This is a genomic window from Lachnospira eligens (assembly GCF_009680455.1).
GTDB classification, from domain to species: Bacteria; Bacillota; Clostridia; order Lachnospirales; family Lachnospiraceae; genus Lachnospira; species Lachnospira eligens_A.
Window position 1 is genome coordinate 163,504 of the sequence record NZ_WKRD01000008.1, and the last position, 26,316, is coordinate 189,819.

Annotated in this window: 23 protein-coding genes and 1 pseudogene; 23 read left to right on the plus strand and 1 reads right to left on the minus strand. The window is 41.9% G+C overall.

From position 1 onward, the window contains the following. Positions 1-25: 25 nt before the first annotated feature. The 6 genes from GKE48_RS11470 to guaA all read left to right on the plus strand — a co-directional run bounded on the left by GKE48_RS11470 (position 26) and on the right by guaA (position 10,879). Complete coding sequence (locus tag GKE48_RS11470) at positions 26-1,237, plus strand: murein hydrolase activator EnvC family protein (protein WP_022099087.1); 1,212 nt, start codon at positions 26-28, stop codon at positions 1,235-1,237. A 26-nt stretch (positions 1,238-1,263) separates the two neighbouring features. After that, positions 1,264-2,556: a S41 family peptidase gene (locus GKE48_RS11475; protein WP_022099088.1), complete on the plus strand. Its 1,293-nt coding sequence runs from the start codon at positions 1,264-1,266 to the stop codon at positions 2,554-2,556. 108 nt (positions 2,557-2,664) lie between these two features. Continuing rightward, entirely contained in the window at positions 2,665-4,665 is a 2,001-nt protein-coding gene (gene uvrB / locus GKE48_RS11480) for an excinuclease ABC subunit UvrB (RefSeq protein ID WP_154301118.1), read from the plus strand. Further along, positions 4,658-7,528 (plus strand): excinuclease ABC subunit UvrA, encoded by a 2,871-nt coding sequence (gene uvrA, locus GKE48_RS11485; protein ID WP_154301119.1) that lies wholly within the window; start codon positions 4,658-4,660, stop codon positions 7,526-7,528. The genes uvrB and uvrA overlap by 8 nt, the downstream gene beginning before the upstream one ends. Positions 7,529-7,613: 85 nt before the next feature. Further along, positions 7,614-9,188 carry an HAD-IA family hydrolase gene (locus GKE48_RS11490; RefSeq protein ID WP_173016929.1) on the plus strand — a complete coding sequence of 525 codons (1,575 nt, stop codon included), beginning with the start codon at positions 7,614-7,616 and terminating at the stop codon, positions 9,186-9,188. Between the two features lie 116 nt (positions 9,189-9,304). Further along, positions 9,305-10,879: a glutamine-hydrolyzing GMP synthase gene (guaA, locus tag GKE48_RS11495; RefSeq protein WP_154301121.1), complete on the plus strand. Its 1,575-nt coding sequence runs from the start codon at positions 9,305-9,307 to the stop codon at positions 10,877-10,879. 200 nt (positions 10,880-11,079) lie between these two features. Here the strand turns inward: guaA and GKE48_RS11500 are convergent, their stop codons facing one another. Then, positions 11,080-11,529, minus strand: coding sequence for a helix-turn-helix domain-containing protein (locus tag GKE48_RS11500; protein ID WP_072446761.1), 450 nt, complete (start codon positions 11,527-11,529; stop codon positions 11,080-11,082). 182 nt (positions 11,530-11,711) lie between these two features. On the opposite strand from GKE48_RS11500, the gene GKE48_RS11505 reads away from it, so the two are divergent. From GKE48_RS11505 to GKE48_RS11585, 17 genes and pseudogenes are all read left to right on the plus strand, one after another. Beyond that, the gene (locus GKE48_RS11505) at positions 11,712-11,906 is read left to right on the plus strand and encodes a hypothetical protein (protein ID WP_005611072.1); all 195 of its coding nucleotides are present in this window, start codon (positions 11,712-11,714) and stop codon (positions 11,904-11,906) included. A gap of 2 nt (positions 11,907-11,908) precedes the next feature. Then, the gene (locus tag GKE48_RS11510) at positions 11,909-13,021 is read left to right on the plus strand and encodes a site-specific integrase (RefSeq protein ID WP_154301122.1); all 1,113 of its coding nucleotides are present in this window, start codon (positions 11,909-11,911) and stop codon (positions 13,019-13,021) included. Next, on the plus strand, positions 13,011-13,331 hold the full coding sequence (locus tag GKE48_RS11515; protein ID WP_154301123.1) for a plasmid mobilization protein: 321 nt from the start codon (positions 13,011-13,013) through the stop codon (positions 13,329-13,331). Before GKE48_RS11510 ends, GKE48_RS11515 begins: the two co-directional genes overlap by 11 nt. Positions 13,332-13,456: 125 nt before the next feature. After that, positions 13,457-14,542: an AAA family ATPase gene (locus tag GKE48_RS11520; RefSeq protein WP_072446754.1), complete on the plus strand. Its 1,086-nt coding sequence runs from the start codon at positions 13,457-13,459 to the stop codon at positions 14,540-14,542. A gap of 68 nt (positions 14,543-14,610) precedes the next feature. Then, positions 14,611-14,850, plus strand: a complete 240-nt coding sequence (locus GKE48_RS11525) for a complexin-2 (protein WP_072446882.1) — start codon at positions 14,611-14,613, stop codon at positions 14,848-14,850. Positions 14,851-15,040: 190 nt separating this feature from the next. After that, entirely contained in the window at positions 15,041-15,265 is a 225-nt protein-coding gene (locus tag GKE48_RS11530; RefSeq protein ID WP_055307121.1) for a DUF5348 domain-containing protein, read from the plus strand. Positions 15,266-15,558: 293 nt separating this feature from the next. Beyond that, complete coding sequence (locus GKE48_RS11535; protein ID WP_173016930.1) at positions 15,559-16,956, plus strand: plasmid recombination protein; 1,398 nt, start codon at positions 15,559-15,561, stop codon at positions 16,954-16,956. Between the two features lie 4 nt (positions 16,957-16,960). Beyond that, a complete protein-coding gene (locus GKE48_RS11540) occupies positions 16,961-17,335 on the plus strand; it encodes a TnpV protein (protein ID WP_101879101.1) in 375 nt (124 codons plus the stop codon). Between the two features lie 241 nt (positions 17,336-17,576). Further along, positions 17,577-17,936 (plus strand): helix-turn-helix transcriptional regulator, encoded by a 360-nt coding sequence (locus tag GKE48_RS11545; RefSeq protein WP_014078281.1) that lies wholly within the window; start codon positions 17,577-17,579, stop codon positions 17,934-17,936. Positions 17,937-17,992: 56 nt separating this feature from the next. Next, the gene (locus tag GKE48_RS11550) at positions 17,993-19,246 is read left to right on the plus strand and encodes an erythromycin esterase family protein (protein ID WP_154301124.1); all 1,254 of its coding nucleotides are present in this window, start codon (positions 17,993-17,995) and stop codon (positions 19,244-19,246) included. Between the two features lie 58 nt (positions 19,247-19,304). Beyond that, positions 19,305-19,823: a ClbS/DfsB family four-helix bundle protein gene (locus tag GKE48_RS11555; protein WP_024729655.1), complete on the plus strand. Its 519-nt coding sequence runs from the start codon at positions 19,305-19,307 to the stop codon at positions 19,821-19,823. Positions 19,824-20,015: 192 nt separating this feature from the next. After that, on the plus strand, positions 20,016-20,675 hold the full coding sequence (locus tag GKE48_RS11560) for a phosphatase PAP2 family protein (protein WP_154301125.1): 660 nt from the start codon (positions 20,016-20,018) through the stop codon (positions 20,673-20,675). A gap of 22 nt (positions 20,676-20,697) precedes the next feature. Next, positions 20,698-20,811 (plus strand): annotated as a pseudogene (locus GKE48_RS11565) (helix-turn-helix domain-containing protein); the annotation flags it as partial. A 226-nt stretch (positions 20,812-21,037) separates the two neighbouring features. Further along, on the plus strand, positions 21,038-21,730 hold the full coding sequence (locus tag GKE48_RS11570) for a response regulator transcription factor (protein WP_007890426.1): 693 nt from the start codon (positions 21,038-21,040) through the stop codon (positions 21,728-21,730). Continuing rightward, the gene (locus GKE48_RS11575; RefSeq protein WP_055192238.1) at positions 21,727-22,758 is read left to right on the plus strand and encodes a sensor histidine kinase; all 1,032 of its coding nucleotides are present in this window, start codon (positions 21,727-21,729) and stop codon (positions 22,756-22,758) included. The genes GKE48_RS11570 and GKE48_RS11575 overlap by 4 nt, the downstream gene beginning before the upstream one ends. A 182-nt stretch (positions 22,759-22,940) precedes the next feature. After that, on the plus strand, positions 22,941-23,606 hold the full coding sequence (locus GKE48_RS11580; protein ID WP_015536575.1) for an ABC transporter ATP-binding protein: 666 nt from the start codon (positions 22,941-22,943) through the stop codon (positions 23,604-23,606). A gap of 16 nt (positions 23,607-23,622) precedes the next feature. Beyond that, complete coding sequence (locus GKE48_RS11585) at positions 23,623-26,115, plus strand: ABC transporter permease (protein ID WP_129900497.1); 2,493 nt, start codon at positions 23,623-23,625, stop codon at positions 26,113-26,115. Positions 26,116-26,316: the final 201 nt, after the last annotated feature.

Genomic DNA, 26,316 nt, shown 5'->3' on the forward strand with positions numbered 1-26,316 from the left:
TTAATTATGGTAAAGGAGTGGCTGTATGGAGAAAGCACTGTTTTGGAACAATTTAATAAAGAAAATAACAGCGGCACTCATGATTGTAATGCTGCTTATACCGTATTGTTTTGCACAGGTTACATTTGGAGATAATAAGTCGGATCTGAAGAATGCCCAGAACCAGCAGAATGATATACAGAATAAAAAGAAAGAAACAGAAGACAAGATTGCTCAGCTTAAGGCGCAGAGTTCAGATCTTACATCTCTTATTCAGGGACTGGATGCCCAGATGGGAGAATTGTCAGCGTCATTAGATGATATTAATACCCAGATTGCAACATTAGAGGCTGAGATTGAGGAGACACAGGCACAGCTTGAGCAGGCTGAGGCTGATAAGGAAAGCCAGTATGAGGCTATGAAGCTTCGAATCCAGTTTATGTATGAGCATAATGATTATACATATGTTGAAGTGCTTTTATCATCACAGAGTATGGCGGATATGCTTAATAAATTTGAGTATATTAATAAGATATCAGAGTATGACAGACAGATGCTTGAGGAATATCAGTCAACGATTAATCTGATATCATCTTCTAAAGTAAAGCTTGAAGAAGATAAAGAGACTCTGACTGCCAGTCAGGAGGCACTTCAGGCACAGGTTGATGCACTTGAGGTTGTCCAGAATGAGAAGACTGCCCAGCTTAATGCTTTGAGTAAGAATACGGCTGATCAGGTGGCTTATAAGAAACAGCTCGAAGCTGACGAGAAGAAGCTCGATTCAGAGATTGCTTCTATAACAGCCAAGATTAAGGCAGAGGAAGCAAGCGGAGTTACTCCGTCTAACAGATATGATGGCGGAACTTTCAAATGGCCAACAACAAGTACAAGAATAACTTCTCCATACGGAGATACATCTGACAGAACTTCACCGCATAAAGGTGTGGATATTGGAGCGGTCAGGGCAGGAGTTTCAGGTGATCCTGTATATGCAGCTTATGACGGTAAAGTTGTTATTGCACACAGACAGAGCGAGGGTTACTCAACAGCGGGTAATTATGTGATGATTTATCATGGTAATGGACTGTATACGAGATACCTGCATCTTGATAGTTTAAATGTATCAGTAGGAGCCCAGGTGACGAAAGGACAGAAGCTTGGTGTTATGGGTAATACGGGTAATTCATTTGGCGCACATCTGCATTTTGATGTAAGGCTCAATGATTCATATGTTAATCCTATGCCATATTTTAAATAAATAATTCAACTTAATAGGAGGACTCAATGGAATATGATAATAACAGACCTTTTTCTTCGGAAGGGGCCGCACAGGAACGAAAGAGAAAACATGCTTTAGGCAAAGGCGTTATTATTGGTGTTGTGGCAACACTGCTGGTTGTGATACTGGCGTTGTCATGCGTATTCATGGGACTTATAAGAAGTGGTAATCTTCATATTGGAATTGACGGACGTATATATGTCCAGGATGTTGGAACAAGTGATAATGAAGGAATCGGAACTAAGGTTGAAGGTAAGCTGAATGCTCTTGATTCGCTGCTTGGAGATGGATTCTACTTTGATGATGTAGATGATGAAAAGGCTGCAGACAACATTTTTAAGGCATATCTTGCTGCATATGGTGATAAATATACTGTTTATTATACGCCTGAAGAATATAAGTCGATGATGGAGTCAACATCAGGTTCTTTCTATGGAATTGGTGCGGTATGCCAGAAGGCTGATGATGGTTCAATACTTATATCTGAGGCATATGAGGATGCACCGGCATATAAGGCTGGTATCAGAAATGGAGATAAGGTAACAGAGGTTAATGGTGAGGATATTACAGGAATGGACCTTTCTGTAGCAGTTGCCCTTATTAAGGGCGAGAAGGGTACAGATGTTAACCTTACTGTTATGAGAAATGGCGAGAAGCTGAGTTTCACAGTTACAAGAGACAAGATTGATATTAAGACTGTTTCATCAGAGGTGCTTGAGAATAATATAGGTTATATTTATATTTCACAGTTTGATGATGTTACAACAGAGCAGTTTGAATCAGCTGTTGATGACCTTCAGAAGCAGGGAATTACAGGACTTGTAATTGATATAAGAAATAATCCTGGTGGAGTTCTTAAGACTGTGGCTGATATGCTAGATTATATTCTTCCGAACGGACTTATCGTGTATACAGAGACTAAGTCTGGTAAGAGACAGGAATATTCAGGTTCTGATAATCATGAGCTTAATATTCCGATGGCAGTTTTGGTAAATGGCAATAGTGCAAGTGCATCTGAGATATTTGCCGGTGCAATGCAGGATTATGATAAGGCACAGATAATTGGAACACAGACATTTGGTAAGGGCATTGTGCAGACAATCCGTCCGCTTACTGATGGAAGTGCGGTTAAGTATACAATTGCCAAATATTTTACTCCTAAGGGACAGGATATTCACGGCAAGGGAGTGACACCTGACAGTATTGTGGAGCTTCCGGATGATGCGACTGAAGATGTGCAGTTGAAGGCAGCAGTAGAGTATCTCAATGGAAAAATGAGTGTCAGCGCGGCAGAATAACGAATATAGAGGTATGGAATAAAGTACAGGACAAATCGAATGTTTGTTCTGTACTTTTTGGCTGTTATATTGTATAATGAGAAAAATGCTGGAAAACAAGGAGGGATTATGGACAGATTTGTATTACATTCGGATTTTAAGCCGATGGGCGACCAGCCGCAGGCTATTGAAGCACTTACAAAGGGCTTTGAGGAAGGCAATCAGTTTGAGACTCTAGTTGGTGTAACCGGTTCTGGTAAAACATTTACAATGGCGAACATTATACAGAATGTTCAGAAACCTACACTTATTATAAGCCATAATAAGACACTGGCAGCACAGTTGTATGGGGAGATGAAGGAGTTCTTTCCAGAGAATGCGGTTGAGTACTTTGTCTCCTATTATGATTATTACCAGCCTGAGGCCTATGTACCTCAGAGTGACACTTATATTGCGAAGGATTCATCTATTAATGATGAAATTGATAAATTAAGACATTCGGCAACAGCGGCACTTTCTGAAAGAAATGATGTTATTATCGTTGCTTCGGTTTCATGTATATATGGATTAGGTGCGCCGGTTGATTATAAGAACATGGTTATTTCGCTTCGTCCGGGAATGGAGAAGGACAGGGATGATTGCATAAGAAAGCTTATTGATATCCAGTATGTAAGGAACGACCAGGATTTTAAGCGAGGAACCTTCAGGGTAAGAGGCGATGTTGTTGAAGTGTATCCTTCATCATCATCAGGTGATGCCATAAGAGTTGAATTCTTTGGTGATGAAGTGGACAGAATAAGTGAGATAGATTCCCTAACAGGCGAAGTTAAAGGCGTTCTTGAACATATTGCGATATTCCCTAACTCACATTATGTTGTTGAGAAAGAGAAGATGGACGCTGCGATTGAGAATATCAAGGCAGAGCTTGCCGAGAGAGTGAAGTATTTCAAGAGTGAGGACAAGCTTCTAGAGGCACAGAGAATTGAAGAGAGAACGAATTTTGATATAGAGATGATGCAGGAGACAGGCTTTTGTTCAGGAATAGAGAATTATTCAAGACATCTGGCAGGACTTCCGGCAGGGTGTCCTCCGTATACGCTGATGGATTATTTTCCAGATGATTTTCTTATTATTGTGGATGAGTCGCATATCACTATTCCGCAGATTCGAGGCATGTATGCCGGTGACCAGTCAAGAAAGACTACGCTTGTAGATTATGGCTTCAGACTGCCATCTGCGAAGGACAACAGACCGCTTAATTTCAGCGAGTTTGAGAGCAAGATTTCACAGATGCTTTTCGTATCAGCAACACCAAGCACATACGAGGCAGAACATGAACTTATGAGAACCGAGCAGGTTATCAGACCTACCGGACTTCTTGACCCGGAGATAACTGTTAAGCCGATTGAAGGACAGATTGATGACCTTATATCAGAGATTAATAAGGAAACTGCCAAGAAGAACAAGGTGCTTGTTACTACACTTACCAAGAGAATGGCGGAGGACCTTACTGATTATCTTAAAGAGGCAGGAATCAGGGTTAAGTATCTTCATGCAGATATTGATACGCTTGAGCGTCAGAAGATTATAAGAGATATGCGTCTTGATGGATTTGATGTTCTTGTTGGAATCAACCTGTTGCGAGAAGGTCTGGATATTCCTGAAATCAGCCTTGTTGCAATACTTGATGCTGATAAGGAAGGCTTCTTAAGAACAGAGACATCGCTTATACAGACGATTGGTCGAGCTGCAAGAAATGCAGAGGGACATGTTATCATGTATGCAGACAAGATTACTGAATCTATGGAAAAGGCTATTTCAGAGACAGAACGAAGAAGAAAGATTCAGCAGGAGTATAATGATGAGCATGGAATTACTCCACAGACAATCAAGAAGGCAGTAAGAGATCTGATAAGTATAAGCAAGGCAGCGGAGCCGGGTGATGCTTCCGGAAAGCTTAAGGTTGATTATGAATCTATGAGCATCAAAGAGCTTGAGAAGGTTAAGACGCAGGTTGAGAAGAACATGCGTAAGGCAGCAGCAGAGCTTAACTTTGAGGAGGCTGCACAGCTTCGTGACAAGATGATTGAGATTAATAAATATATTTATGAAGGAAAAAAACATGACTGATAGTAAGTTAAAGAAAGAGATAGAAAGAGGCAGTTACAAGAACTGCATAAGGATAAAGGGTGCAAGAGAGCATAATCTTAAAGGAATAGATGTTGATATTCCAAGAGATAAGCTTGTTGTGCTTACAGGACTTTCAGGTTCGGGAAAGTCGAGTCTTGCATTTGATACAATATATGCAGAAGGTCAGAGAAGATATATGGAATCACTGTCTTCATATGCAAGACAGTTCTTGGGACAGATGGAAAAGCCGGATGTTGACAGTATTGAAGGACTTTCACCGGCTATATCTATAGACCAGAAGTCAACTAACAGAAATCCGCGTTCTACAGTAGGAACTGTTACAGAAATATATGATTATTTCCGACTTCTCTATGCAAGAATTGGTATCCCGCATTGTCCAAAATGTGGACGCGAAATCAACAAACAGACAGTTGACCAGATGGTTGATGTTGTTATGGCACTTCCTGAAAGAACTAAGATTCAGATTCTTGCACCTGTTGTCCGTGGACGAAAGGGTGAACATGTAAAGCTATTTGAACAGGCAAAGAAGAGCGGATTTGTGCGTGTTATTGCTGATGGAAGCATGTACGAGCTGACAGACGATATTAAGCTTGATAAGAATAAGAAGCATAATATTGAGATTGTTGTAGACAGACTTTCTGTAAGAGACGGAATCCAGAAACGACTTACAGATTCTATTGAGACAGCTCTTAAGCTTGCCGAAGGTCTTATGACAGTAGATGTTATTGATGGTGAAACACTTAATTTCAGCCAGAGCTTTTCCTGCCCAGACTGTGGTATAAGTATTGATGAGGTTGAGCCAAGAAGCTTTTCGTTCAACAATCCATTTGGCGCATGCCCGGACTGTTTCGGACTTGGTTATACAATGAAGTTTGATGCAGAGCTGCTTATACCGGATGAGAGTCTCAGCATTGATGAAGGTGCTATTGTCGGAATGGGATGGCAGTCATCTAAGGATGAGGGCAGCTTTAGCAGGGCGATTCTTGATGCACTTGCAGAGGAATATGGATTTTCATTAAAGACACCATTCAAGGATTATCCTGATGATATTAAGGATATTATTATCAATGGTACTAAGGGACATTCTGTAAAGGTTAAATATAAAGGCCAGCGCGGAGAGGGTGTATATGATGTCGCATTTGAAGGTCTTATTAAGAATATGGAGAGAAGATACAGAGAGACATATTCTGATAATACTAAGCAGCAGTATGAGGAATTTATGAGAATAAGACCTTGTTCTGCCTGTCACGGACAGAGACTTAAGCCGTCTTCACTTGCTGTTACTATTGCAGATAAGAACATATATGAGATTACTAACATGTCTATTATAAAGCTTCAGGAATTCCTTGAGAATATGAAGCTTTCAGAGAGACAGCTGTTTATTGGTGCAGAGATTCTTAAGGAAATCAAGGCGAGAATTAAGTTCCTTGTAGATGTAGGGCTTGATTATCTGGCACTTTCGCGTGCCACAGGAACTCTGTCAGGCGGTGAAGCGCAGAGAATCAGGCTTGCTACACAGATTGGTTCAGGTCTTGTAGGAGTTGCTTATATTCTTGATGAGCCAAGTATCGGACTTCATCAGAGGGATAATGACAAGCTGCTTGGAACTCTGACACATTTGCGAGATCTTGGTAACTCAGTTATTGTCGTTGAACATGATGAGGATACTATGTTTGCAGCCGATTATATTGTGGATATCGGACCAGGCGCAGGAAGAAATGGTGGAGAAGTTGTCGCAACAGGAACTGCTGCGGACATTATGGCGTGCAAGGACTCACTTACAGGTGCATATCTGTCAGGAAGAATCAAGATACCTGTACCGGCAGAGCGTAGAAAGCCTGCTGGCTGGATTAAGGTAAGAGGCGCAAGGGAGAATAATCTTAAGAATATTGATGTAGATATTCCGCTTGGAGTTGTCACATGCGTAACAGGTGTGTCAGGCTCAGGCAAGAGTTCACTTGTTAATGAGATTCTTTACAAGCACCTTGCAAAGTCGCTTAACAGGGCGAGATGTATTGCAGGCGACCATGATGGAATTGACGGAATAGAGCAGCTTGATAAGGTCATTAATATTGACCAGTCACCAATTGGACGAACACCAAGGTCTAATCCGGCAACCTATACAGGTGTATTTGACATGATAAGAGACCTGTTTGCAACGACTAAGGACGCGAAGGAACGAGGATATACGAAGGGCAGATTCAGCTTTAATGTTAAAGGCGGAAGATGTGAGGCATGCTCAGGCGACGGTATTATCAAGATAGAGATGCATTTCCTGCCGGATGTGTATGTTCCTTGTGAAGTCTGCGAGGGTAAGCGTTACAACAGAGAAACTCTTGAAGTAAAATACAAGGATAAGAGCATATATGATGTTCTTGACATGACTATTGAGGATGCAGTTGATTTCTTTGAAAATGTGCCAAGTATAAGAAGAAAGATTGAGACTCTCAACGAGGTTGGCTTGTCTTACGTCAAGCTTGGACAGCCATCAACTGAGCTTTCAGGTGGTGAGGCACAGAGAATCAAGCTTGCAACAGAGCTTTCAAGAAGAAGCACAGGAAAGACTATATATATTCTTGATGAGCCTACAACCGGTCTGCATTTTGCCGATGTCCACAAGCTTGTCAATATCCTTCACAGGCTTGCAGAGGGTGGCAACACTGTAGTTGTTATTGAACATAATCTTGATGTTATTAAGACAGCAGATTATATTATAGATATGGGACCAGAGGGTGGCGACCGCGGTGGAACTGTTATTGCCAAGGGAACGCCTGAGGAGATTGTTAAGGTTAAGAAGTCTTATACCGGACAGTATGTTAAGAAGTATCTGGAAGAGAAGTAATATTAAGAAGTGAATGAACGTATATCTGGGAAGTGTATGCAAGGGATGTCGGTTTGATATTTTGGGGAGTAGAATGGAGGTAGTTATGATAAAAGGAATTATCTTTGATATGGACGGAGTTATGATTGATACGGAAAATCAGTCTAATCTTGGCTGGCTGTGGGCAGCTTCCCAGAAAAATGTAGAGATGCCATTATGGCTTATCGACAGTTTTAAAGGTGCACCGGCAAAGCTTAGTCAGAGCTTTTTTGATGATTATTATCATGGAGAGCAGGATTACTGGGAAATGCGGACAATGCGCACAGACCATGTTTACAAAATCAGGGAGACAGAGGAAGTTCCGGTTAAGCCGGGGCTTCATATGCTGCTTGATTATATTAAGGATAATGGACTCAAATGTGCTGTTGCAACTTCAACACAGAAATCAAGTGCTGAAAAGAGTCTTCACAGAATAGGAGCATGGGATTATCTTTCTGGTGTTGTATATGGAGATGAGGTTGAGCATGGAAAGCCTGAGCCGGACATATTCTTAAGGGCAGCAGGCTTTATCGGATGTGAACCGTCAGAATGTGTAGTCATTGAGGACAGTATTAATGGCATTAAAGCAGGATATGCAGCAGGCATGAAGGTGATTCATATACCTGATACTATTGAGATTAACGATGACATCCGAAGACTGACTTCAGTTGTGTGCCATTCTTTATCTGATGTGTCTGATATTATAGACACATGGAATGAGGGAAAGGTTGCTGATGTTGAAGGTTATTATGAAAATGCCAAGATAAACCGTGTGTATGTTGACAGGGTGCATGTTAAGAAAGCATTTGCAGAATACACAGCAGCTTATAATGCAGATGACCCTAAGATTAAATTAAAAATTGACCACACTTACAGAGTTGCAGCTTTGTGCGAAAGAATTGCAAAGGCAGCTGGAATGTGTGCCTATGATGTTGAGCTGGCATGGTTATCCGGAATGCTTCATGATGTTGGAAGATTTGAACAGATAAAGCGTTATAACACATTTTCAGATGCGGACTCTGTTGACCATGCAAAATTCGGTGCAGACCTGTTGTTCAAAGATGGTCTTATCAGTACTTTTCTTAATGGAATGGTTAAATGTACAGGCTACAAGCCAGGAGCATTAGAGGATCGATATAGTTCTGATGGAGTATTTCTGTATGACAGATTGAATAAATCGGACATGGAAATGCTTGAACTTGCAATAAGGTGTCACAATATGTACAGAATTCCGCAGGGACTTAATAGCCGCGAGCAGGCATTCTGCAATGTGCTTCGTGACGCTGATAAGGTTGATATATTTAAGGTTAATATTGATACTCCGCTTGAAGAAATATATAACACTACGACTGAAGAACTGATGAAGAGTGATATTACAGATGAAGTGTTAGAAGCGTTTGATGAGGAACACTGTATACTCAAAGCAATAAGACGCACACCGGCTGATACTGTTATTGGTCATGTATCACTTGCTTATGAGCTTGTGTATGATGAGAGCGTGCGGATTACTGTGGAACAGGGCTATCTTGCAAAGCTTATGCATTTTCATTCTGATAATGAGGAGACCAACAGAAAGATGGCGATGGTCAGAGAGAAGATGGATTCTTATGTGAAGAAGAGAATTGGGGAGAAAGATGCATAGATAAGGATTGTCTGGAGGAGAATTAGCAAGATAGGAATTGGGGAGAATTAAGGCTTGTCATAAGGGGCAAGTTTAACTATAATGTATATATAAATACACAAGATTGGAGATTGATCATGGATCAGGAGAAAGTTATTGTCATTGACTTCGGTGGTCAGTACAACCAGCTGGTTGCGCGCCGTGTCCGTGAATGTAATGTATATTGTGAGATCTATTCTTACAAGACAGACCTGGCGCAGATTAAGGCCATGAACCCTAAAGGAATTATCCTTACGGGTGGTCCTAACAGCTGTTATGAAGATGGCGCGCCAACATGTACTAAAGAACTTTTCGAACTTGGTGTACCTGTACTTGGTCTTTGCTATGGCGCACAGCTTATGCAGCATGTGCTTGGTGGCAAGGTTGAGAAGGCACCAGTAAGAGAGTATGGAAAGACAGAAACATTTGTAGATAAGAGCAGCACTTTATTCTCAGATGTCTCAGAGAAAACTATTGTGTGGATGAGCCATTTTGATTACATCTCACAGATTGCACCAGGATTCAGGATTGTTGCCCACACAGCAGACTGCCCAGTTGCAGCAGCAGAGTGTACAGAGAAGAATCTTTATGCAATCCAGTTCCACCCAGAGGTTCTTCATACTCAGGAAGGGACCAAGATGCTTCACAACTTTGTTCGTGGAGTATGCGGATGTGCCGGAACATGGAAGATGGATGCATTTGTTGAGAATACAATTAAGGAAATCCGCGAGAAGGTTGGCAGTGGCAAGGTTTTACTTGCTCTTTCAGGTGGTGTTGATTCATCTGTTGCAGCCGGACTTCTTTCAAGAGCTATTGGAAAGCAGCTTACATGCGTATTCGTAGATCACGGTCTTCTCCGTAAAGATGAAGGCGATGAAGTTGAGAGCGTATTTGGACCAGAAGGACAGTTCGACCTTAACTTTATAAGAGTTAATGCACAGGAGAGATATTACTCTAAGCTTGCAGGCGTTACAGAGCCAGAAGCTAAGAGAAAGATTATTGGGGAAGAGTTTATCCGTGTATTTGAGGAAGAAGCCAAGAAGATTGGTGCAGTTGACTTCCTTGCACAGGGAACTATATATCCAGACGTTGTAGAAAGCGGACTTGGCGGTGAATCAGCCGTAATCAAGTCTCACCACAATGTAGGAGGACTTCCTGATTTCGTTGACTTCAAGGAAATCATTGAGCCACTACGCAACCTTTTCAAAGATGAGGTTCGTAAGGCTGGTCTTGAGCTTGGAATACCAGAACATCTTGTATTCCGTCAGCCATTCCCAGGTCCGGGACTTGGAATCAGAATTATCGGCGAGGTAACAGCTGATAAGGTTCGTATCGTTCAGGACGCTGACTATATCTACCGTTCGGAGGTTGACAAGGCCGTAGCTGAGTACAAGAAAGCTAACGGCAAGGCTCCAGCATGGATGCCAAACCAGTATTTCGCAGCCCTCACTAACATGCGTTCCGTTGGTGTTATGGGTGACGAAAGAACTTACGATTATGCGGTTGCACTTCGTGCAGTCAACACAATTGATTTCATGACAGCAGAGAGCACAGAGATTCCATTTGAGGTTCTCCAGACAGTTATGAGCAGAATTATAAATGAGGTGCGTGGGGTCAACAGAGTATTCTATGATCTGACTAGTAAACCACCTGGAACGATTGAGTTTGAATAATTAAAAATTTCTGGAAAGCCTTATAAACAGGGCGTTTCCGGGCAGATAAAGTTCTATTTGATAACAAAATGATAACACTGGATATTTTGGCATTATTTATCAGGTATCCTGTGGTTATCGAGTAATATGTGTGAAACCGACAAAAAAGGTCTTACTGAATTGAGTGAAATCAATTTGGTAAGGCCTTTTTTCGTCGGCTTTTATTTTGCGTTTTTTGGATAGTTGTAACGCCACTGATCATATTCTTCCTGAGTGATCTCGCCGGATTTGAGTTTTTCTGCCTGTTCCTGCCACGCATGGAACATATCGAACATGGAAAGGTAGGTGGTTCCCTTGGCCTTGTCCAGCCGGAGACAAAGTTCTCCGTCAATCTCATCAATGTGAAGCCCGTAAAGGTCTTCTAAGGTAAATAAGGTATGCATCAGTCCAACGTAACTGTCAATATCCGGGACAGCAAGAGCATGAGGGGATACTTCAAAAATATCAGCCAATGCGTTCAGATATTTTTCTTTTGGACTGCGTGCCCCTTTTTCATACTGTGCAATGCGGACATCAGCCTGTGAATCACTGAATCCCAACTGTTGACCCAAATATTTCTGCGTGAAACCACGCAGAAGTCTGAAATGGTGGATTCTTTCGCCTATTGCCATATGTTTATATCTCCTGTCTTTTTCTTGATAGGTTGAGTATAGCATATCCAAATGGTAGAGACAAGAAAATCCATACAAAAAAGTATGGGTAAATGTATTGAAAGCACTTGACCCATACAGAATAGTATAGTATAATTCAACCAATACAAAATAGTATAGTAAAAAGAAAGGAGAAATTTTCTATGAGTAAAATGTTTATGAATGTGAAAGAGGTCATGGAAGTCCTGGAAGTATCGGAGTCCTATGCATACAAGCTGATGAAAAGGCTAAACAGGGAATTGCAGGCAATGGGATGTCAGACAATCGCAGGAAAAGTTGACCGGAAGTATTTTTATGAGCAGTTCTATGGAACAAGATCGAATGATGGGAGGAATTAGGAATGGCAATTTACAAGAATGACAATGGCACCTGGTATGTAATGATTCGTTATCAGGACTGGACAGGTGCAAGAAAACAGAAATGCAAACGAGGATTTTCTACAAGAAAAGAAGCTGCGGACTGGGAATTACAATTCAAATTACAGAAGAAAGCAAGCGTGGATATGACAATGGAAAGCTTTTGCACTATGTATGAAGAAGATGTCAGACCTTCTTTGAAGCAGAGTACCTGGCTTACAAAAGAAAATATTATTCAGAAAAAGATTCTTCCGTATCTTGGAAAACGTAAAGTATCGGAAATTACAGCTAAAGATGTGATGGACTGGCATAACCAGATGAGAAAACTGAAAACGAAAACAGGAAAACCGCTTTCGCCAACGTATCTGAAAACGATACATGGACAATTAAGCACTATTTTTAATCATGCAGTGAAATATTACGATCTTAGCATTAATCCGGCAAGAAAAGCTGGGGCACTGGGAGAAGAAGAAGGCAAGGAAATGTTGTTCTGGACAAAAGAGGAGTATAAGCGATTTGCAGAAGAAATGATGGACAAACCTCTTTCCTACTATGCTTTTCAACTGCTTTACTGGTGTGGAATTCGTTCGGGCGAGCTGCTTGCTTTAACACCAGCAGATTTTAATTTCAAAAAGAAAACGCTTCGGATCAATAAGTCCTATCAGCGTTTGAAAGGAGAAGATGTAATCAGTACGCCAAAGACAAAGAACAGTGTACGGACAGTCATAATGCCACAGTTTCTGTGTGATGAAATGCAGGACTGCCTGAAATTATATTACAGTTTAAAGCCTGACGACCGCATTTTTCCGGTAACAAAATATTATCTGAATCACGAAATGGAAAGAGGCTGCAAAGCGAGCGGGGTAAAGAAAATCAGAGTTCATGATCTCAGGCATAGTCATGTATCCCTGTTGATCAATATGGGGTATACCGCACTAGCAATCGGAAAAAGGGTTGGACATTCAGCAGAAAAGATTACTTACCGGTATGCACATCTGTTTCCGTCGGTACAGCAGGACATGGCAGAGCAGTTGGATGCGGAAAATATGGATAAAGAATTAAATGAAGTGGAAGGAGGACTTGCAAATGTCGGCTAAATGTCTGGATCAGCAGGGACGTTGGAGAAATAAAGTTGTAGCATTTCGGATGTCACCGGAAGAAGATGAACTTCTGGAGACGGCAGTACGGCTATCGGGATTAACCAAACAAGAATATATTATCCGAAGATTGCAGGAAAAAGAAGTTGTGGTTACAGGAAATCCCAAGGTGTATAAAGCTTTGAAGAAGGAACTTGAAAAGGTACTGGGTGAGCTGAAACGTCTGAAAAAGGGAGAAGATGTGCCGGAGGATTTATTGGAAGTGATTCGGCTTATCACAATAACAATGGCTGGAATGAAAGCGGAATAAAAGAGCCTTTAAGTGTCGGCAAACACCTAAAGGCAGGGATTTGGTAGAATACTCTTCCAAAAAACTTCTATGAGTATTCTATCAAAAACCACTCTTTCTTTCAACGGGAAAATAAGGAGGATTTGATGGAAAACAAAAGAACAGAAACAAATAAAACAGTACAGAAAAGGCTGGAACCGGAACTGAAACTCATCAATATGGATACGGTGGAAGTGGAGCAGATTGAATGGCTGCTTTATCCATTTATTCCCTATGGAAAAGTAACAATTATACAGGGAGATCCGGGAGAAGGAAAAACGACAATGGTGCTTCAAATTATTGCAAAACTGACCAGAGGAGAGACTATTCTTCCAGCTGATTCAACAAAAGATAAAAGGATAGATATTGATAGTGAAAGCGATATGGTAGATGCAGAAAATATTGAAAACAATGCGTCAACACAGCATTTGGAGGCACCAGTAAATGTAATCTACCAGACTGCAGAAGATGGTCTTGGAGATACGATAAAACCAAGATTACTTGCTGCAGGTGCAGACTGCACAAAGGTCATGGTTATCGATGACAGTGAGCAACCGCTGACGATGGCAGATGTCCGGTTGGAAGAAGCAATTGTGCAGACAAAAGCCAGAATGGTTGTGCTTGACCCGATTCAGGGCTTCCTTGGATCAGAGGTGGATATGCATAGGGCTAATGAAATCCGTCCTTTGATGAAACGTATAGCAGTCTTGGCAGAAAAATATCATTGTGCGATTATTCTGATTGGACACATGAACAAGAACAGTAACGGAAAATCTTCTTACCGGGGACTTGGTTCTATTGATTTTCAGGCAGCTGCAAGAAGCGTTTTGATTGTCGGACGAATTAAGGACGAACCGGAAGTAAGAGTTGTGTGCCATACAAAGAGTTCCCTGGCACCGGAAGGTAAAGCTATTGCGTTCCGTCTGGATAAAAACAACGGATTTGAATGGATTGGTGAATATGACATTAGTGCAGATGAATTGCTCAATGGAGAGGGAAAAGGACAGAAAACCCGGAAAGCAAAAGAATTTCTGCTTGAGATACTGGCTGATGGAGGTATGGCACAAAAGAAAATTGAGGAAGAAGCAGAAAAACTGGGAATTAAAAAGAAAACACTGAGAAATGCCAAAATGGAACTGGGAATAGATTCCGTAAAACGTGGAAATCAGTGGTATTGGATGTTGTCAGAGTAGAAAAAGGAAGATGGCAAGATGACCATATCTTAATAATAGGGCATCTTGCCACCTTGAAAGGAGATCAGATGAAAAATAGAAATGTGCAGATACCATATGAGTTATTCTTTCAACTGTTGCAATATTTCCTGATGGAGAATTATGAGGGCGAAGAAATCATAAGGAAAGGGTTAGAAAAGAAATTGAATGCAATGGTAGATCGGGAGTTATACAGTAAGTACAAAACAGCCCCAACAGAGGAAGAGAGAGAAAAGTCCAGGCAGGAATACCTGGAAAGGAAGGGAATACCGGAAAACTTTCGTTGGTAGAGATTCTTGCTGATCACTTTATAACAGGAGCGTGTCACGCACCTGTAAATATCAGACAAGGCGAAAGCATGTAAGGTGTAGCCGGGAGGTTATAGATTACCCGATTATTTATAGGCGAATTACAAGTTGCGAAAGGGAGCCCTGAATCAGGGCCTCCTTACAGCAGGATAATAGAAAGGAGCATACAGCAATGAGAGAAGGAAGATTAGGTTATAACAGCAGTAACAATAGATATGGTTTGTTGTCATCAGATTTATGGATTGATACAGGATTTCATTGTGGGGAATGCCTGGAAGTACTGATTGATGATCAGTGGGTGCAGACCAGAATGGAGATGAATCCGGCAAGGGAATGGTATCTGGTAGGAACACCGTACTGCGGAGATCTGGAATATATACGGGCGAGAATACAGTAATAGATTAGTTAAGTGAGTAACGCAGAAGCAATCCGACCAACGGAAGGAATAATGGTCTCCGCTCCGCTTCAGTCGGTGCAGAACAGACGTCCTCCGGACGTCTTGCCCCCGGCAGGGCGCAAGGGTACTTTTGATAGGCGGTACGGCTGTCGAAAGTGCTTTTGCGTTACTTTTGACAAAAGTAACAAAACCGCCGTATCCGGCGAAGATTTCTTATAATCGCCATAGTTGGCGGAAATACAAATTATGTGCCATATCTGGCACGCTTTTTAGAAGGAGAGGTGAGGAGCATAATGATGAGAAGAACGATCAGTGGCATGATTGGAGCTGGATCGCTGGCTCATAACAGACGGGATTTTGTAGCTGAAAATGTAGACCCAGACAGAGTACACCTGAATATCTGTTACCAGAATGAAAATCTGAAAGAAGTATATAAAGAGTTGTTTGATGATTCTGTGGAACGGTACAATGTGGGAAAAAGAAAGGACCGGCAGATTACAAATTACTATGAAAAAATTCGTCAGGGAAAGCAGGAAAAGCTGTTCCATGAAGTGATTTTCCAGATTGGAAATCGAGAAGATATGGCTGTGGGAACGACAGAAGGAGACCTGGCGGTAAAAGTACTGGATGAGTATGTAAAGAATTTTCAGCAACGAAATCCAACACTTCATGTATTTAGCTGTTATCTGCACCAGGATGAAGCTACACCGCATCTGCATATTGATTTTGTTCCTTATGTAACTGGCTGGAAAGGGAAAGGAATGGATACCAGGGTTTCACTGAAGCAGGCATTAAAAAGCCTGGGATTTCAAGGCGGGAACAAACACGATACAGAGTTGAATCAGTGGATCAATCATGAAAAAGAATTGCTTGCAGAGATTGCCCGGCAATATGGAATTGAATGGGAGCAGAAAGGGACACATGAGGAACATCTGGATGTTTATAATTTTAAGAAGAAAGAGCGTAAAAAGGAAGTACAGGCACTGGAACGGGAGAAAGAATATCTCACTGCTGAGAATGAAGGACTGACTGCACAGATTGCGGAAGCAAGAGCTGATATCCAGCTTTTAAAAGATGATAAGGAGCAGGCAGTTAAAGATAAAGAGGAAGCTGAGAAGCGTGCGGAAAAAGCTGAGAAAGATCTGTGCAGCTTGGAAGAACGCAGAGAACGGTTACAGCCTGTTATGGATAATGTCAGTAAGGAAATAAAGGAATATGGGACAGTAAAGACTTTACTTCCGGAAGCTGGTGCATTAGAACGTGCAGCAACTTACCGGGATAAAAAAATAAAACCACTGTTTACCCAGATGAAAAATAAAATTGCTGCAATGGCTGTCCAGGTCAAAGAACTTACTAAAGAAGTAGAAAAATGGAAACATAAATATCAGGAAACAAAGCAGGTATATAACCGAGTTCAGAGAGAGTTAGATACAGTGCGTCAAGAAAAACAGCAATTGCAGGATGTTTCCGACAGATATGACCGGGTAGTGCGTGTCCTTGGGGAAAATGTTGTAGAGGATGCGGTACAGCAAGATATACAAGAGCAGAAAGCATTAGAAGAAAAACGGCAAATGGAGCAAATGCCCAAAGGAAGTATTCACGAAAGACTGGCTTGGGGTGCCCGTAAAAGTGAAATGGAGAATCAACAGCGTAAGAAAAATAAAACAAAAAATAGAGGAATGGAGAGATAAGACGATGAAAAAGCACATTTATGATGAAAGTAATGGATTGAGCTACACATTGCATGGAGATTATTACCTGCCGGATCTGGCAGTGAATGAGGAAGAACTGACATATGGTAAATACGGAATGTTGCGAAAACAGTTTCTGAAAGTGCATAGACCGGCACGATATCAGTATTTATTGATGACGGGGGAACTAACAGCACATCTGAACCGAGTCGATCAGGAGACCAGAGAGCAGGTGGAAACCTTGGTAAAACAGATGGTGGGAAAACAGGGTGTGACGGAACAACTGAAAATGCAGGATCTGATGAAATGGGTTGGATTGATGAATAATATAAAGGCATGTGCGGAAGAAATTGTGCTGAAAGAGAGTATATATATGTGAGTAAAAAGGGCAGTCGAAAGGCTGCTCTTTGGCAATCTAAGAATAGAGTTTTGGGATAGAATATGATAGAATGTAAGAGACTAATCGGAATTTGTCGTTTTATTAATTTACATATATGCCTTTTACATTAAAAAGTGTTATTTTAGTTCCGCAACCGTTCGCAACCAAAGAAATATCGTGATAGTTGGTGGTAGCAACCATGAAATTTCGCTATCATGAAGTCACGAAAGGAGGTAATTAAGTGAAATATGATTTTTTAGGAGTTATTGTTTTTGGTATTGTACTGCTAATCGGGGTGGCGGTGATAGCGGCATTTATCACTGTGGGAATTTTCCTCATAAGAGCATTGAGTAGATATGTTAAATCAGGCAATGTCAGAAAAGAAAAGTCCAGCATCAAGAAATCTCTCGGTGAGGTTTTGAAGCAGCATCGTGAAGAGTGTAAGATGACGCAGGAGTTTGTTGCAGAATCTATCGGCGTAAGCAGGCAGGCTGTCTCTAAATGGGAGACCGGAGCATCTGACCCAAGCACTTCCAATCTGCTTACACTTGCAAAATTGTTCAACACTACGGCAGAAGAACTATTACGTGAAGTACAATAAGCGTGTAAAACGGATGTAAGACAACTGATTCGCTATAAAGGAAAGGTCTATCAGATATGAAGAATAAAAAGACAAGAAGATTTAAGATAAGATATATCGTTTTTGGATTATTAGGTGTTATGGCTTTAGCGGCACTTGTATTTATGCGTTTTGGAGGTTTTGGCACAGGAGAAAATGTGAATCCAGAAGAGTTTTTAGCTTATGCTGAACCCGTTGAAAATATAACTGTGCCTGAAAGTGCAAAAATAATTGCATTGGGAGAAGCTACTCACGGAAATGCAGAATTTCAGCAGTTGAAGCTGGAAGTGTTCAAGCTGATGGTAAAAAATAATGGTGTTAGGGCGTTTGCCCTTGAAGGTGACTACGGCGGTTGCGAGCAGGTAAACCGATATATACACGGCGGTGAGGGGACAGCACAGGAAGCAGCCGCAGCGATTGGATTTTCCATTTATAGAACGGAAGAGATGGCAGAACTTATCTCCTATATGCGCCAGTACAATGAAAGTGCATTGGAAGGCGAAGACCTTCGCTTTTACGGTTTTGATATGCAGAGGCTTTCTTACAGCATGAGGTTTTTGAAAGAATCCTGCAAAGAACTGGAAGTGGACACAACAAACTTGCAGAAACTTGTGGAAGGTGAAAACTGGAGCAGTGAATGCGATTTATCTACTCGAACTGAAACCCTTACACAAGTGAAGAAAGAATTGGAAAGCAAGAACGGTTCGGAAAATGCAATTCACTTTGTAGATATTTTAATGCAGCATTCCGAGCTTCAAACTCTGACAAATGATGATGGTGCTACATTAAGAGATCAATTTATGGCAGAAAATGTACAGTGGATTTTACAGCAGGAGCAGCGAAATGGGCATGAAAAAATCTTTGTGACAGGTCACAACAGCCATGTCGCAAAATGGGGCAGTTTTGACTCGATGGGTAAACTTCTTTCCAAGGACGCAGCAAACGGTTACTATGTCATTGGTACCGATTTTTATAAAACCCATTGCAATATGCCGACCCGTTCGCCTGAAAAGCGTACAATTCAGGTGTTTTATTCCCATGACCCTTTAGCAAAGGCGGCAAAACTGGCGGGATTTGATATTTGTTGGTTGGATTTTACTAAAGTCCCGGAAAATTCTGAACTGGGTAGGCAGGCTTCTGAATACGCCTATATGGGAACACTTGGAGAAAGCTACTCAATCATTATGCGACTTCTTCCTCCAAGTTATCGAATGTTTCAACCTCCTGCGGAGCTTTATGATAGTATGATATTTGTAACGGATGCGAACCCTACAAAAATATTAGAAGAATAACGTATGCAAAACTTCCTGTTTTTGAAACTGGAAAATCGGAAGCTGAGGAGATAGACTATTGAGAACATATGAGAATAAAGACGAACTTAAAAACGAGATAAATAAAAGCTTTGCAAAATATATTTCAGAATTTAATGATATTCCGGAGCATTTAAAAGATAAGAGAATTGATGAGATCGATCGAACTCCGGCAGAAAATCTTGCTTATCAGGTTGGCTGGACAACTCTTGTTATTAAATGGGAATCAGACGAAAGAAAGGGTATTCCTGTTAAAACTCCTTCGGATAATTTTAAGTGGAATCAGCTTGGCGAATTATATCAATGGTTCACAGATACATATGCTCAGCTGTCACTGCAAGAATTGAAAGACAGATTGAATGAGAATATCAACTCTATTTATGCAATGATTGATTCTCTGAGTGATGAAGAATTATTTAAACCACATATGAGAAAATGGGCTGACGAAGCAACTAAAACAGCTGTCTGGGAAGTATACAAATTCATACATGTTAATACAGTTGCTCCGTTCGGAACCTTTAGAACCAAGATTAGAAAATGGAAAAAGATTGCACTATAACTTCAAGTTTGGAGAATTAAGAAAATCGGAATTTGTAGGAATAGGTATTCAGGAAAATATACAGAAAATCACGCATTTGTGGGGATGATACGAATCGTGTCATACATGTGAAAGAGCGATTCTTGCGTCATTTTACGCTTTTTGATAGGGTGAAATCGTCGAAAAGACAAACCAATATAGAAAGGACGTATAATGATGAAAAAGAATGGAAAACAAGTTTTATTTTTAGGAGGTATATTTATTATAGCGTTTGCAATATGGACAGCTTTGATTCAGATGGTAGACGTGCAGCCACTGGGGCAGAATGCAACGAATATTGGATTTGCAACATTCAATTGCTGGTTTCATCGTTTAACAAATGTTAATATGACAATTTATACGATTACCGATTGGATGGGTCTGATTCCTTTAGTTGTATGCCTGATTTTTGCAGGTATTGGACTGGTTCAGTTAATAAAGAGAAGAAGTCTCTTCAAAGTGGATCCCGATATCATTATCCTGGGAGTTTATTATGTTATAGTGATACTGGCATACTTCATTTTTGAGATCATCCCAATCAATTACAGACCAATTTTAATCAATGGAATTATGGAGACTTCTTATCCTTCTTCAACGACTCTACTGGTATTGTGCGTGATGCCGACTTTGGTTGAACAGATCCAGCGAAGAATGTCATGTTCTACATTGAAAAGAATCATAACGATTCTAGCAATCGCTTTTTCTGTATTCATGGTTATCGGCAGATTGATTTCCGGAGTACATTGGTTTACGGATATTGTGGGTGGTGTATTGTTAAGTGCCGGATTATTTACTGTTTATAAGGCAGTAGTTATGCTAACAATAAAAAAGTGAAATAAAAAAGGAGGTGAAGGAGGTGGAATTCCATGAAAAGCTTCAGGAATTAAGAAAGAGCCGAGGTTTGACACAAGAAGAACTAGCCGAGGCATTATTTGTTTCAAGAACTGCAATTTCAAAATGGGAATCCGGAGTTTCCCATAGTTAAAGATACCACACCAAATATGATGAACCCACGCTTATACACTACCAGCTATAATAAACCGCAAGGACAGCAATTTGATGATACTGCTGTCCTTTCTTTTATAAAATTGCAGTACACATAAAAAAGCTGTAAAATGATAAATATATTTGTCCTTGTAACATTTCACGGACATTTGCCTGTTATACTATCTGCAAAAAGCAAAGGAAGTGAGGATATGAAGCAGATTTTAATTGTCGAGGACGACAGTTTTTTGAATAAGATGTTGGCCTATAACCTGACAGCAGACGGCTACGGCGTGACTTCTGCCCTAAATGCCAGAACCGCAGCCGAAGCCATCCGCCAGCGGGAATTTAATTTAGTGCTGCTGGACATCAACCTGCCGGACGGGAACGGTTTTGAACTGTGCAAGCTGATAAAGCCCCAGCACCCGGATACCATCGTGATTTTCCTGACCGCCAACGATCAGGAAAGCGACCAGATACGGGGCTATGAGGTGGGCGCGGTGGACTACATCACAAAGCCCTTTGTGATCGGGGCCTTGCAGCGGAAAATCAAAGCCATGTTCGCCATGCTGGAACACCACAAACCGGCCAAGGACATTTACGACGACGGGCGGCTGTTTCTGGACTTCTCGGAACAGACGGCTTCCTTAAATGGCAAGCCCCTGACCCTATCCCCGATGGAGTACAAAATGCTGAACCTGTTCCGCAAAAATCCCCGGCAAGTGCTGACCCGTGGGCAGCTTTTGGAAAAGCTGTGGGATATAGACGAAAGGTTTGTAGACGAACACACCCTGACAACTTCTATCAGCCGGATTCGCAGCAAGATTGAATCCGACGGCGGCGCGCCCTACATCAAGACCGTTTACGGCATGGGCTATCAATGGACGGGAGGCGAGGCAAAATGAAGTTTCAAAACCTCTCGGTAAAGCGGCTGTTTGGCCGGGTGGCAATAGGGTTTGCCCTCTCCATGTCCGGGATCACCATAGCCCTTTTTCTTGTGACAAAACAGACGGCGGTGCTGCTGACGGGCGGGGCGCTGCTGTTGTGCGCCCTTGTAGGGATTTTTGTACTGACGCAGGCGTTTGGAAAACGGTTATCACAGTTTACCGCTGACCTGTGCCAGACCTTAGACCACATGATTGCCGGAAATGAAGCGCCCCAGCGGCCAGAGGACAGCGAAACCCAGCTTGCCAGAATCGGACACCGGCTGGCAAGGCTTTACCAGATCATGCAGGAGAACCGCCGCCGGGTGGACGAGGAACGGCAGGAGTTACAGACCCTTGTATCGGATATTTCCCATCAGGTGAAAACGCCGGTAAGCAATCTGAAAATGGCGACGGACACCCTGCTGGAAAAGCCTATGGCCGAGGCAGAGCGCACCGACTTTATCCGGGGAATCCGCAGCCAGACGGATAAGCTGGACTTTCTCTTTCAGGCCCTTGTGAAAACCTCCCGTCTGGAAACAGGCGTGATCCAGTTGGACAAGAAACCGGGCCGCCTCTTTGATACCGTGGCACAGGCCATGAGTGGGATCGTGTATGCAGCGGAGAAAAAGGAAATCGCCGTGTCCGTGGACTGCCCGGAGGATTTGACCGTTTCCCATGACAGCAAGTGGACATCGGAAGCCCTCTTTAACCTGCTGGACAATGCGGTGAAGTACACCCCGGCAGGCGGGAAAATCGCTGTGTCTGTGGTGCTGTGGGAAATGTATGTGGAAATCAAAGTGACCGACACTGGCAAGGGCATTTCCGAAAGCAATCAGGCCGCTATCTTCCAGCGCTTCTATCGTGAGGAAGAAGTACACGAACAGCAGGGTGTGGGCATTGGCCTGTATCTGGCCCGCGAGATCGTAACGCGGCAGGGTGGCTATATCAAAGTGGTTTCGGAGCCGGGCAAGGGTTCGGAATTTTCCATTATGCTTCCCTTGCGTTGAGAGAAACTTTCTGCTTCGGGTCAAGTTGGCCCGAAGTGCAGAGATAAAATGAAATGTCCGAGCGTTGTAACATTTCACCTCAATTTTCAATGAATTTTTTTAGCCGCTGTAACATTTCGCGGACATTTGGGTTTTACAATACACTCATCAACAGGTAGGAAACCTTGAAAGGAGTTTTGAATATGAGCGTTTTACAGACGATTGACCTGAAAAAGTATTACGGTACAGAACCGAACATTACCCGCGCCCTTGACGGCGTAAATTTCTCCGTGGAGGACGGCGAGTTTGTGGCTGTTGTGGGAACCTCTGGTAGCGGCAAGTCCACCCTGCTTCACATGATGGGCGGGTTGGACACTCCCACCAGCGGAACCGTGATTGTCCGAGGCGAAGAACTGGCAAAGAAGAACGACGAGCAGCTTACCATCTTTCGCCGCCGCAACATCGGCTTTATCTTCCAGAACTATAACCTTGTTCCCATCCTGAATGTGTATGAGAACATTGTCCTGCCGGTGGAGTTGGACGGGGACACGGTGGATCAGAAGTTTTTGGACGAAATTGTTCACCTACTGGGGCTGGAAGATAAACTGAAAAATATGCCGAACAATCTATCCGGCGGACAGCAGCAGCGTGTGGCTATCGCCCGCGCCTTGATTACCAAACCGGCTATCGTGCTGGCGGACGAACCGACCGGCAATCTTGACAGCAAGACCAGCACTGAGGTGCTGGGGCTTATCAAGCGCACCAGTGCGGAGTTCCGGCAAACCGTTGTGATGATTACCCACAACAACGATATTGCCCGTCTTGCAGATCGGATTGTCCGCATTGAGGACGGCAAAATTGTGGAATAAGTAGGGGTGGCAGACTATGACATGGCCTTTTGAAAATGATACCAGTAACATTGAAAAGAAACTGGCAAAGCGCAGTTTGCACCATGAACGGCAGCGTAATTTATTTGCAATCATTGCTCTTGTGCTAACTGCATTTATGATAACTGCGACATTCAGTATTGGTTTTAGTTACTTTGAAACCTACCAAATGCAACAAATTCGGTTAATGGGAACTACCGCTGATGTCGGAATCACAAATGTAACAGAAAATCAGTTGGTTGACATTTCAAAATCAAACCTTGTCCTTGACGTAGGTATACAGCAGCGTTTAGGCAGTGTTGATACAGAGCAACTGCAAAATGCGAGATTAGGTATAGTTTGGATAGATGATACCGAGTGGGAACACCACCGTCTTCCTACTATATCAGGTGTTGTAGGAAATTACCCATCAAGTAAAAACGAAATTATGCTACCTACATGGGTGCTTGAACAGATGGGCATTTCTGATCCGCAAATAGGGATGGAGATTGTGTTGTCGTACCAAATTGGCGATAGCTATAATTATGTCTCAGACACCTTTTTGCTGTCGGGCTACTATACGGACTACATTCCAATGCGCACAAATAATCGTGGTTATGTTTATGTTTCATCCGCTTTTAAGGATAGCTTAAATGTATCACTGGATAATAGTGTTACGGCAATGATCCGTTTTCAAGGCAATGATAATGCTGACAAAAACTGTGAAAGATTGCGGCGTGAGATTGACTTTACAGAAGGGCAAACATTTGAAATTGCACCATTAGAACAGGCAAATGGTGGAACTATTATTTTAGCTGTAATAATTTTAGCAGTTTTTATATCCTTTAGCGGCTATCTGCTGATTTATAATATTCTTTATGTCTCTGTCGTAAAAGATGTGCAATTCTATGGCCGTCTTAAAACGATTGGAACGACCCAAAGGCAGATAAAAAGAATTATCTATAAGCAGGCAATCAGAATCTCTTGTATTGGTATTCCGATTGGTCTGTTACTTGGTGCGGTTGTTTCCTTTGGCATTGTTCCTTACTTCCTGAATATGATGTATTCAACAAATTCTGATGTGGGAACAAAAGTATCTTTTTCGCCGTTTATTTTCATAGGATCGGCCATATTTACGTTCATTACCGTTATGATTGCAAGCATGAAGCCCGCCAAAATTGCCGGAAGTGTTTCACCAATAGCAGCACTCCAATATACAGCAGCCAGCACAAAGAGCAGCGCCAGAAATTGTAGCAAAATGAAGTTGTCCAGAATGGCATGGAACAATGTCTTTCGTAATGCTAAGAGTACAACCCTTGTTTTTGCATCGCTTTTTTTCGGCCTTTCCTTGTTCCTTGTCGTCACAGGGCTATTACATGGTTTAAGCCCGGAGAATTATGTGAGCCAATGGGGAGTAAGCGATTTTGCACTCACATATAGTATCCACGAAAGAGAAGATTTAATTTCCAGCGAAATGGTTTCAGAGATTGGTCAGCTTGACGGCATTGAGAATTTGAGGTTGACCTATGCACCTTATCCTCAAGTAGCAGCAGATGTTGTATATGACGATGCTGTATTTCACGAGTTTCTTGCGTCATTAGACGGAGTAAACGGCATTGATTTTTCTGATCCGGCAAAATTAGAAAATTATCAGCAAAACTTTTTTAGCGGGGTTTTTGGAATTGACAGTGCATATTTGGAAGAAATCAATAAAACCTTAAACTTGCCTATTGACACGTCTGCCTTTGAACAAGGAAAGGTTGTGCTGCTGTCCAAAACAGTAGAAGACCTTATTCAGCCGGGGCAGGAAATAACAATCCAGACGCAGAACGGACAGCATTCCTTTATTGTAGCGAACGGTTATTTGAATGAAGGGTTTCGAGCAGGAGGAGGCAATGAGAGAGGGACGGCTCCTGATTTGTATATTAGTCAAACAGCTTTGAAAGAACTCTTTCCGCAATATAGAGTGTTCCGCGTGGCCTTTGATACGGATGGTCAACATGACGAAAGTATACTGCAAGAATTAAAGCAAATCACCGCATCACAAGCTAACATTGATATTATATCCCGATATGAACGGCGAGAAGAAATGCAGGAATATCTCATTACAGCAAAGGTTTTAGGAACAGGGTTGTCCGTGATCCTGCTGCTTGTTGGTGTCATGAACTTTGTCAATACAATGGTTGTCAATGTAAATACTCGGCGCTATGAATTAGCTGTTCTTGAAAGCATTGGAATGACAAAGCGACAAATCAAACGAATGCTATTTATGGAAGGTTTCTATTATTGGGGCGTTTCCCTTTCTCTTGCAGTCACCATTGGAACAGCAATCTTCATCTTGCTATATATGATTTTTAGTAAAGTGGCCTATTATGCTGTTTTCTCCTATCCATTTATCCCACTGGTGCTGGTGTCTGGACTGGTGTTGCTAATCTGCCTTATTGTGCCTATATGGGTCTACAAAACTGACGTTAACCTTCCAGTTGTGGAGCGATTGCGGTTGACAGAGTGAGTTTAATCAAATAGCAAAACATCCTTAGATCAATCATATCGAAGCGGAGCAGATTTTAGCTGCTCCGCTTCTTTAGTATTTTTCAAAAAATTCTTTTGAAATGTCCGAGCTTTGTAACAATTCAGCCTGTTTTTTTGTCGAAATCAAAGGCACCTCGGACATTTATAGTTCTTCCAAAAGTTTGATGATAATATTACCATT

Bases quoted from the DNA above. Each gene is read 5' to 3' on its own strand.
- GKE48_RS11520 (WP_072446754.1), top strand. From the start codon at position 13,457: ATGGAAAACAAAAGAACAGAAACAAATAAAACAGTACAGAAAAGGCTG.
- GKE48_RS11490 (WP_173016929.1), top strand. From the start codon at position 7,614: ATGATAAAAGGAATTATCTTTGATATGGACGGAGTTATGATTGATACG.
- GKE48_RS11505 (WP_005611072.1), top strand. From the start codon at position 11,712: ATGAGTAAAATGTTTATGAATGTGAAAGAGGTCATGGAAGTCCTGGAA.
- GKE48_RS11580 (WP_015536575.1), top strand. From the start codon at position 22,941: ATGAGCGTTTTACAGACGATTGACCTGAAAAAGTATTACGGTACAGAA.
- uvrA (WP_154301119.1), top strand. From the start codon at position 4,658: ATGACTGATAGTAAGTTAAAGAAAGAGATAGAAAGAGGCAGTTACAAG.
- GKE48_RS11560 (WP_154301125.1), top strand. From the start codon at position 20,016: ATGATGAAAAAGAATGGAAAACAAGTTTTATTTTTAGGAGGTATATTT.
- GKE48_RS11475 (WP_022099088.1), top strand. From the start codon at position 1,264: ATGGAATATGATAATAACAGACCTTTTTCTTCGGAAGGGGCCGCACAG.
- GKE48_RS11470 (WP_022099087.1), top strand. From the start codon at position 26: ATGGAGAAAGCACTGTTTTGGAACAATTTAATAAAGAAAATAACAGCG.
- GKE48_RS11540 (WP_101879101.1), top strand. From the start codon at position 16,961: ATGAAAAAGCACATTTATGATGAAAGTAATGGATTGAGCTACACATTG.
- GKE48_RS11535 (WP_173016930.1), top strand. From the start codon at position 15,559: ATGATGAGAAGAACGATCAGTGGCATGATTGGAGCTGGATCGCTGGCT.
- guaA (WP_154301121.1), top strand. From the start codon at position 9,305: ATGGATCAGGAGAAAGTTATTGTCATTGACTTCGGTGGTCAGTACAAC.
- GKE48_RS11515 (WP_154301123.1), top strand. From the start codon at position 13,011: ATGTCGGCTAAATGTCTGGATCAGCAGGGACGTTGGAGAAATAAAGTT.
- GKE48_RS11500 (WP_072446761.1), bottom strand. From the start codon at position 11,529: ATGGCAATAGGCGAAAGAATCCACCATTTCAGACTTCTGCGTGGTTTC.
- GKE48_RS11550 (WP_154301124.1), top strand. From the start codon at position 17,993: ATGAAGAATAAAAAGACAAGAAGATTTAAGATAAGATATATCGTTTTT.
- GKE48_RS11575 (WP_055192238.1), top strand. From the start codon at position 21,727: ATGAAGTTTCAAAACCTCTCGGTAAAGCGGCTGTTTGGCCGGGTGGCA.
- uvrB (WP_154301118.1), top strand. From the start codon at position 2,665: ATGGACAGATTTGTATTACATTCGGATTTTAAGCCGATGGGCGACCAG.
- GKE48_RS11510 (WP_154301122.1), top strand. From the start codon at position 11,909: ATGGCAATTTACAAGAATGACAATGGCACCTGGTATGTAATGATTCGT.
- GKE48_RS11525 (WP_072446882.1), top strand. From the start codon at position 14,611: ATGAAAAATAGAAATGTGCAGATACCATATGAGTTATTCTTTCAACTG.
- GKE48_RS11530 (WP_055307121.1), top strand. From the start codon at position 15,041: ATGAGAGAAGGAAGATTAGGTTATAACAGCAGTAACAATAGATATGGT.
- GKE48_RS11570 (WP_007890426.1), top strand. From the start codon at position 21,038: ATGAAGCAGATTTTAATTGTCGAGGACGACAGTTTTTTGAATAAGATG.
- GKE48_RS11585 (WP_129900497.1), top strand. From the start codon at position 23,623: ATGACATGGCCTTTTGAAAATGATACCAGTAACATTGAAAAGAAACTG.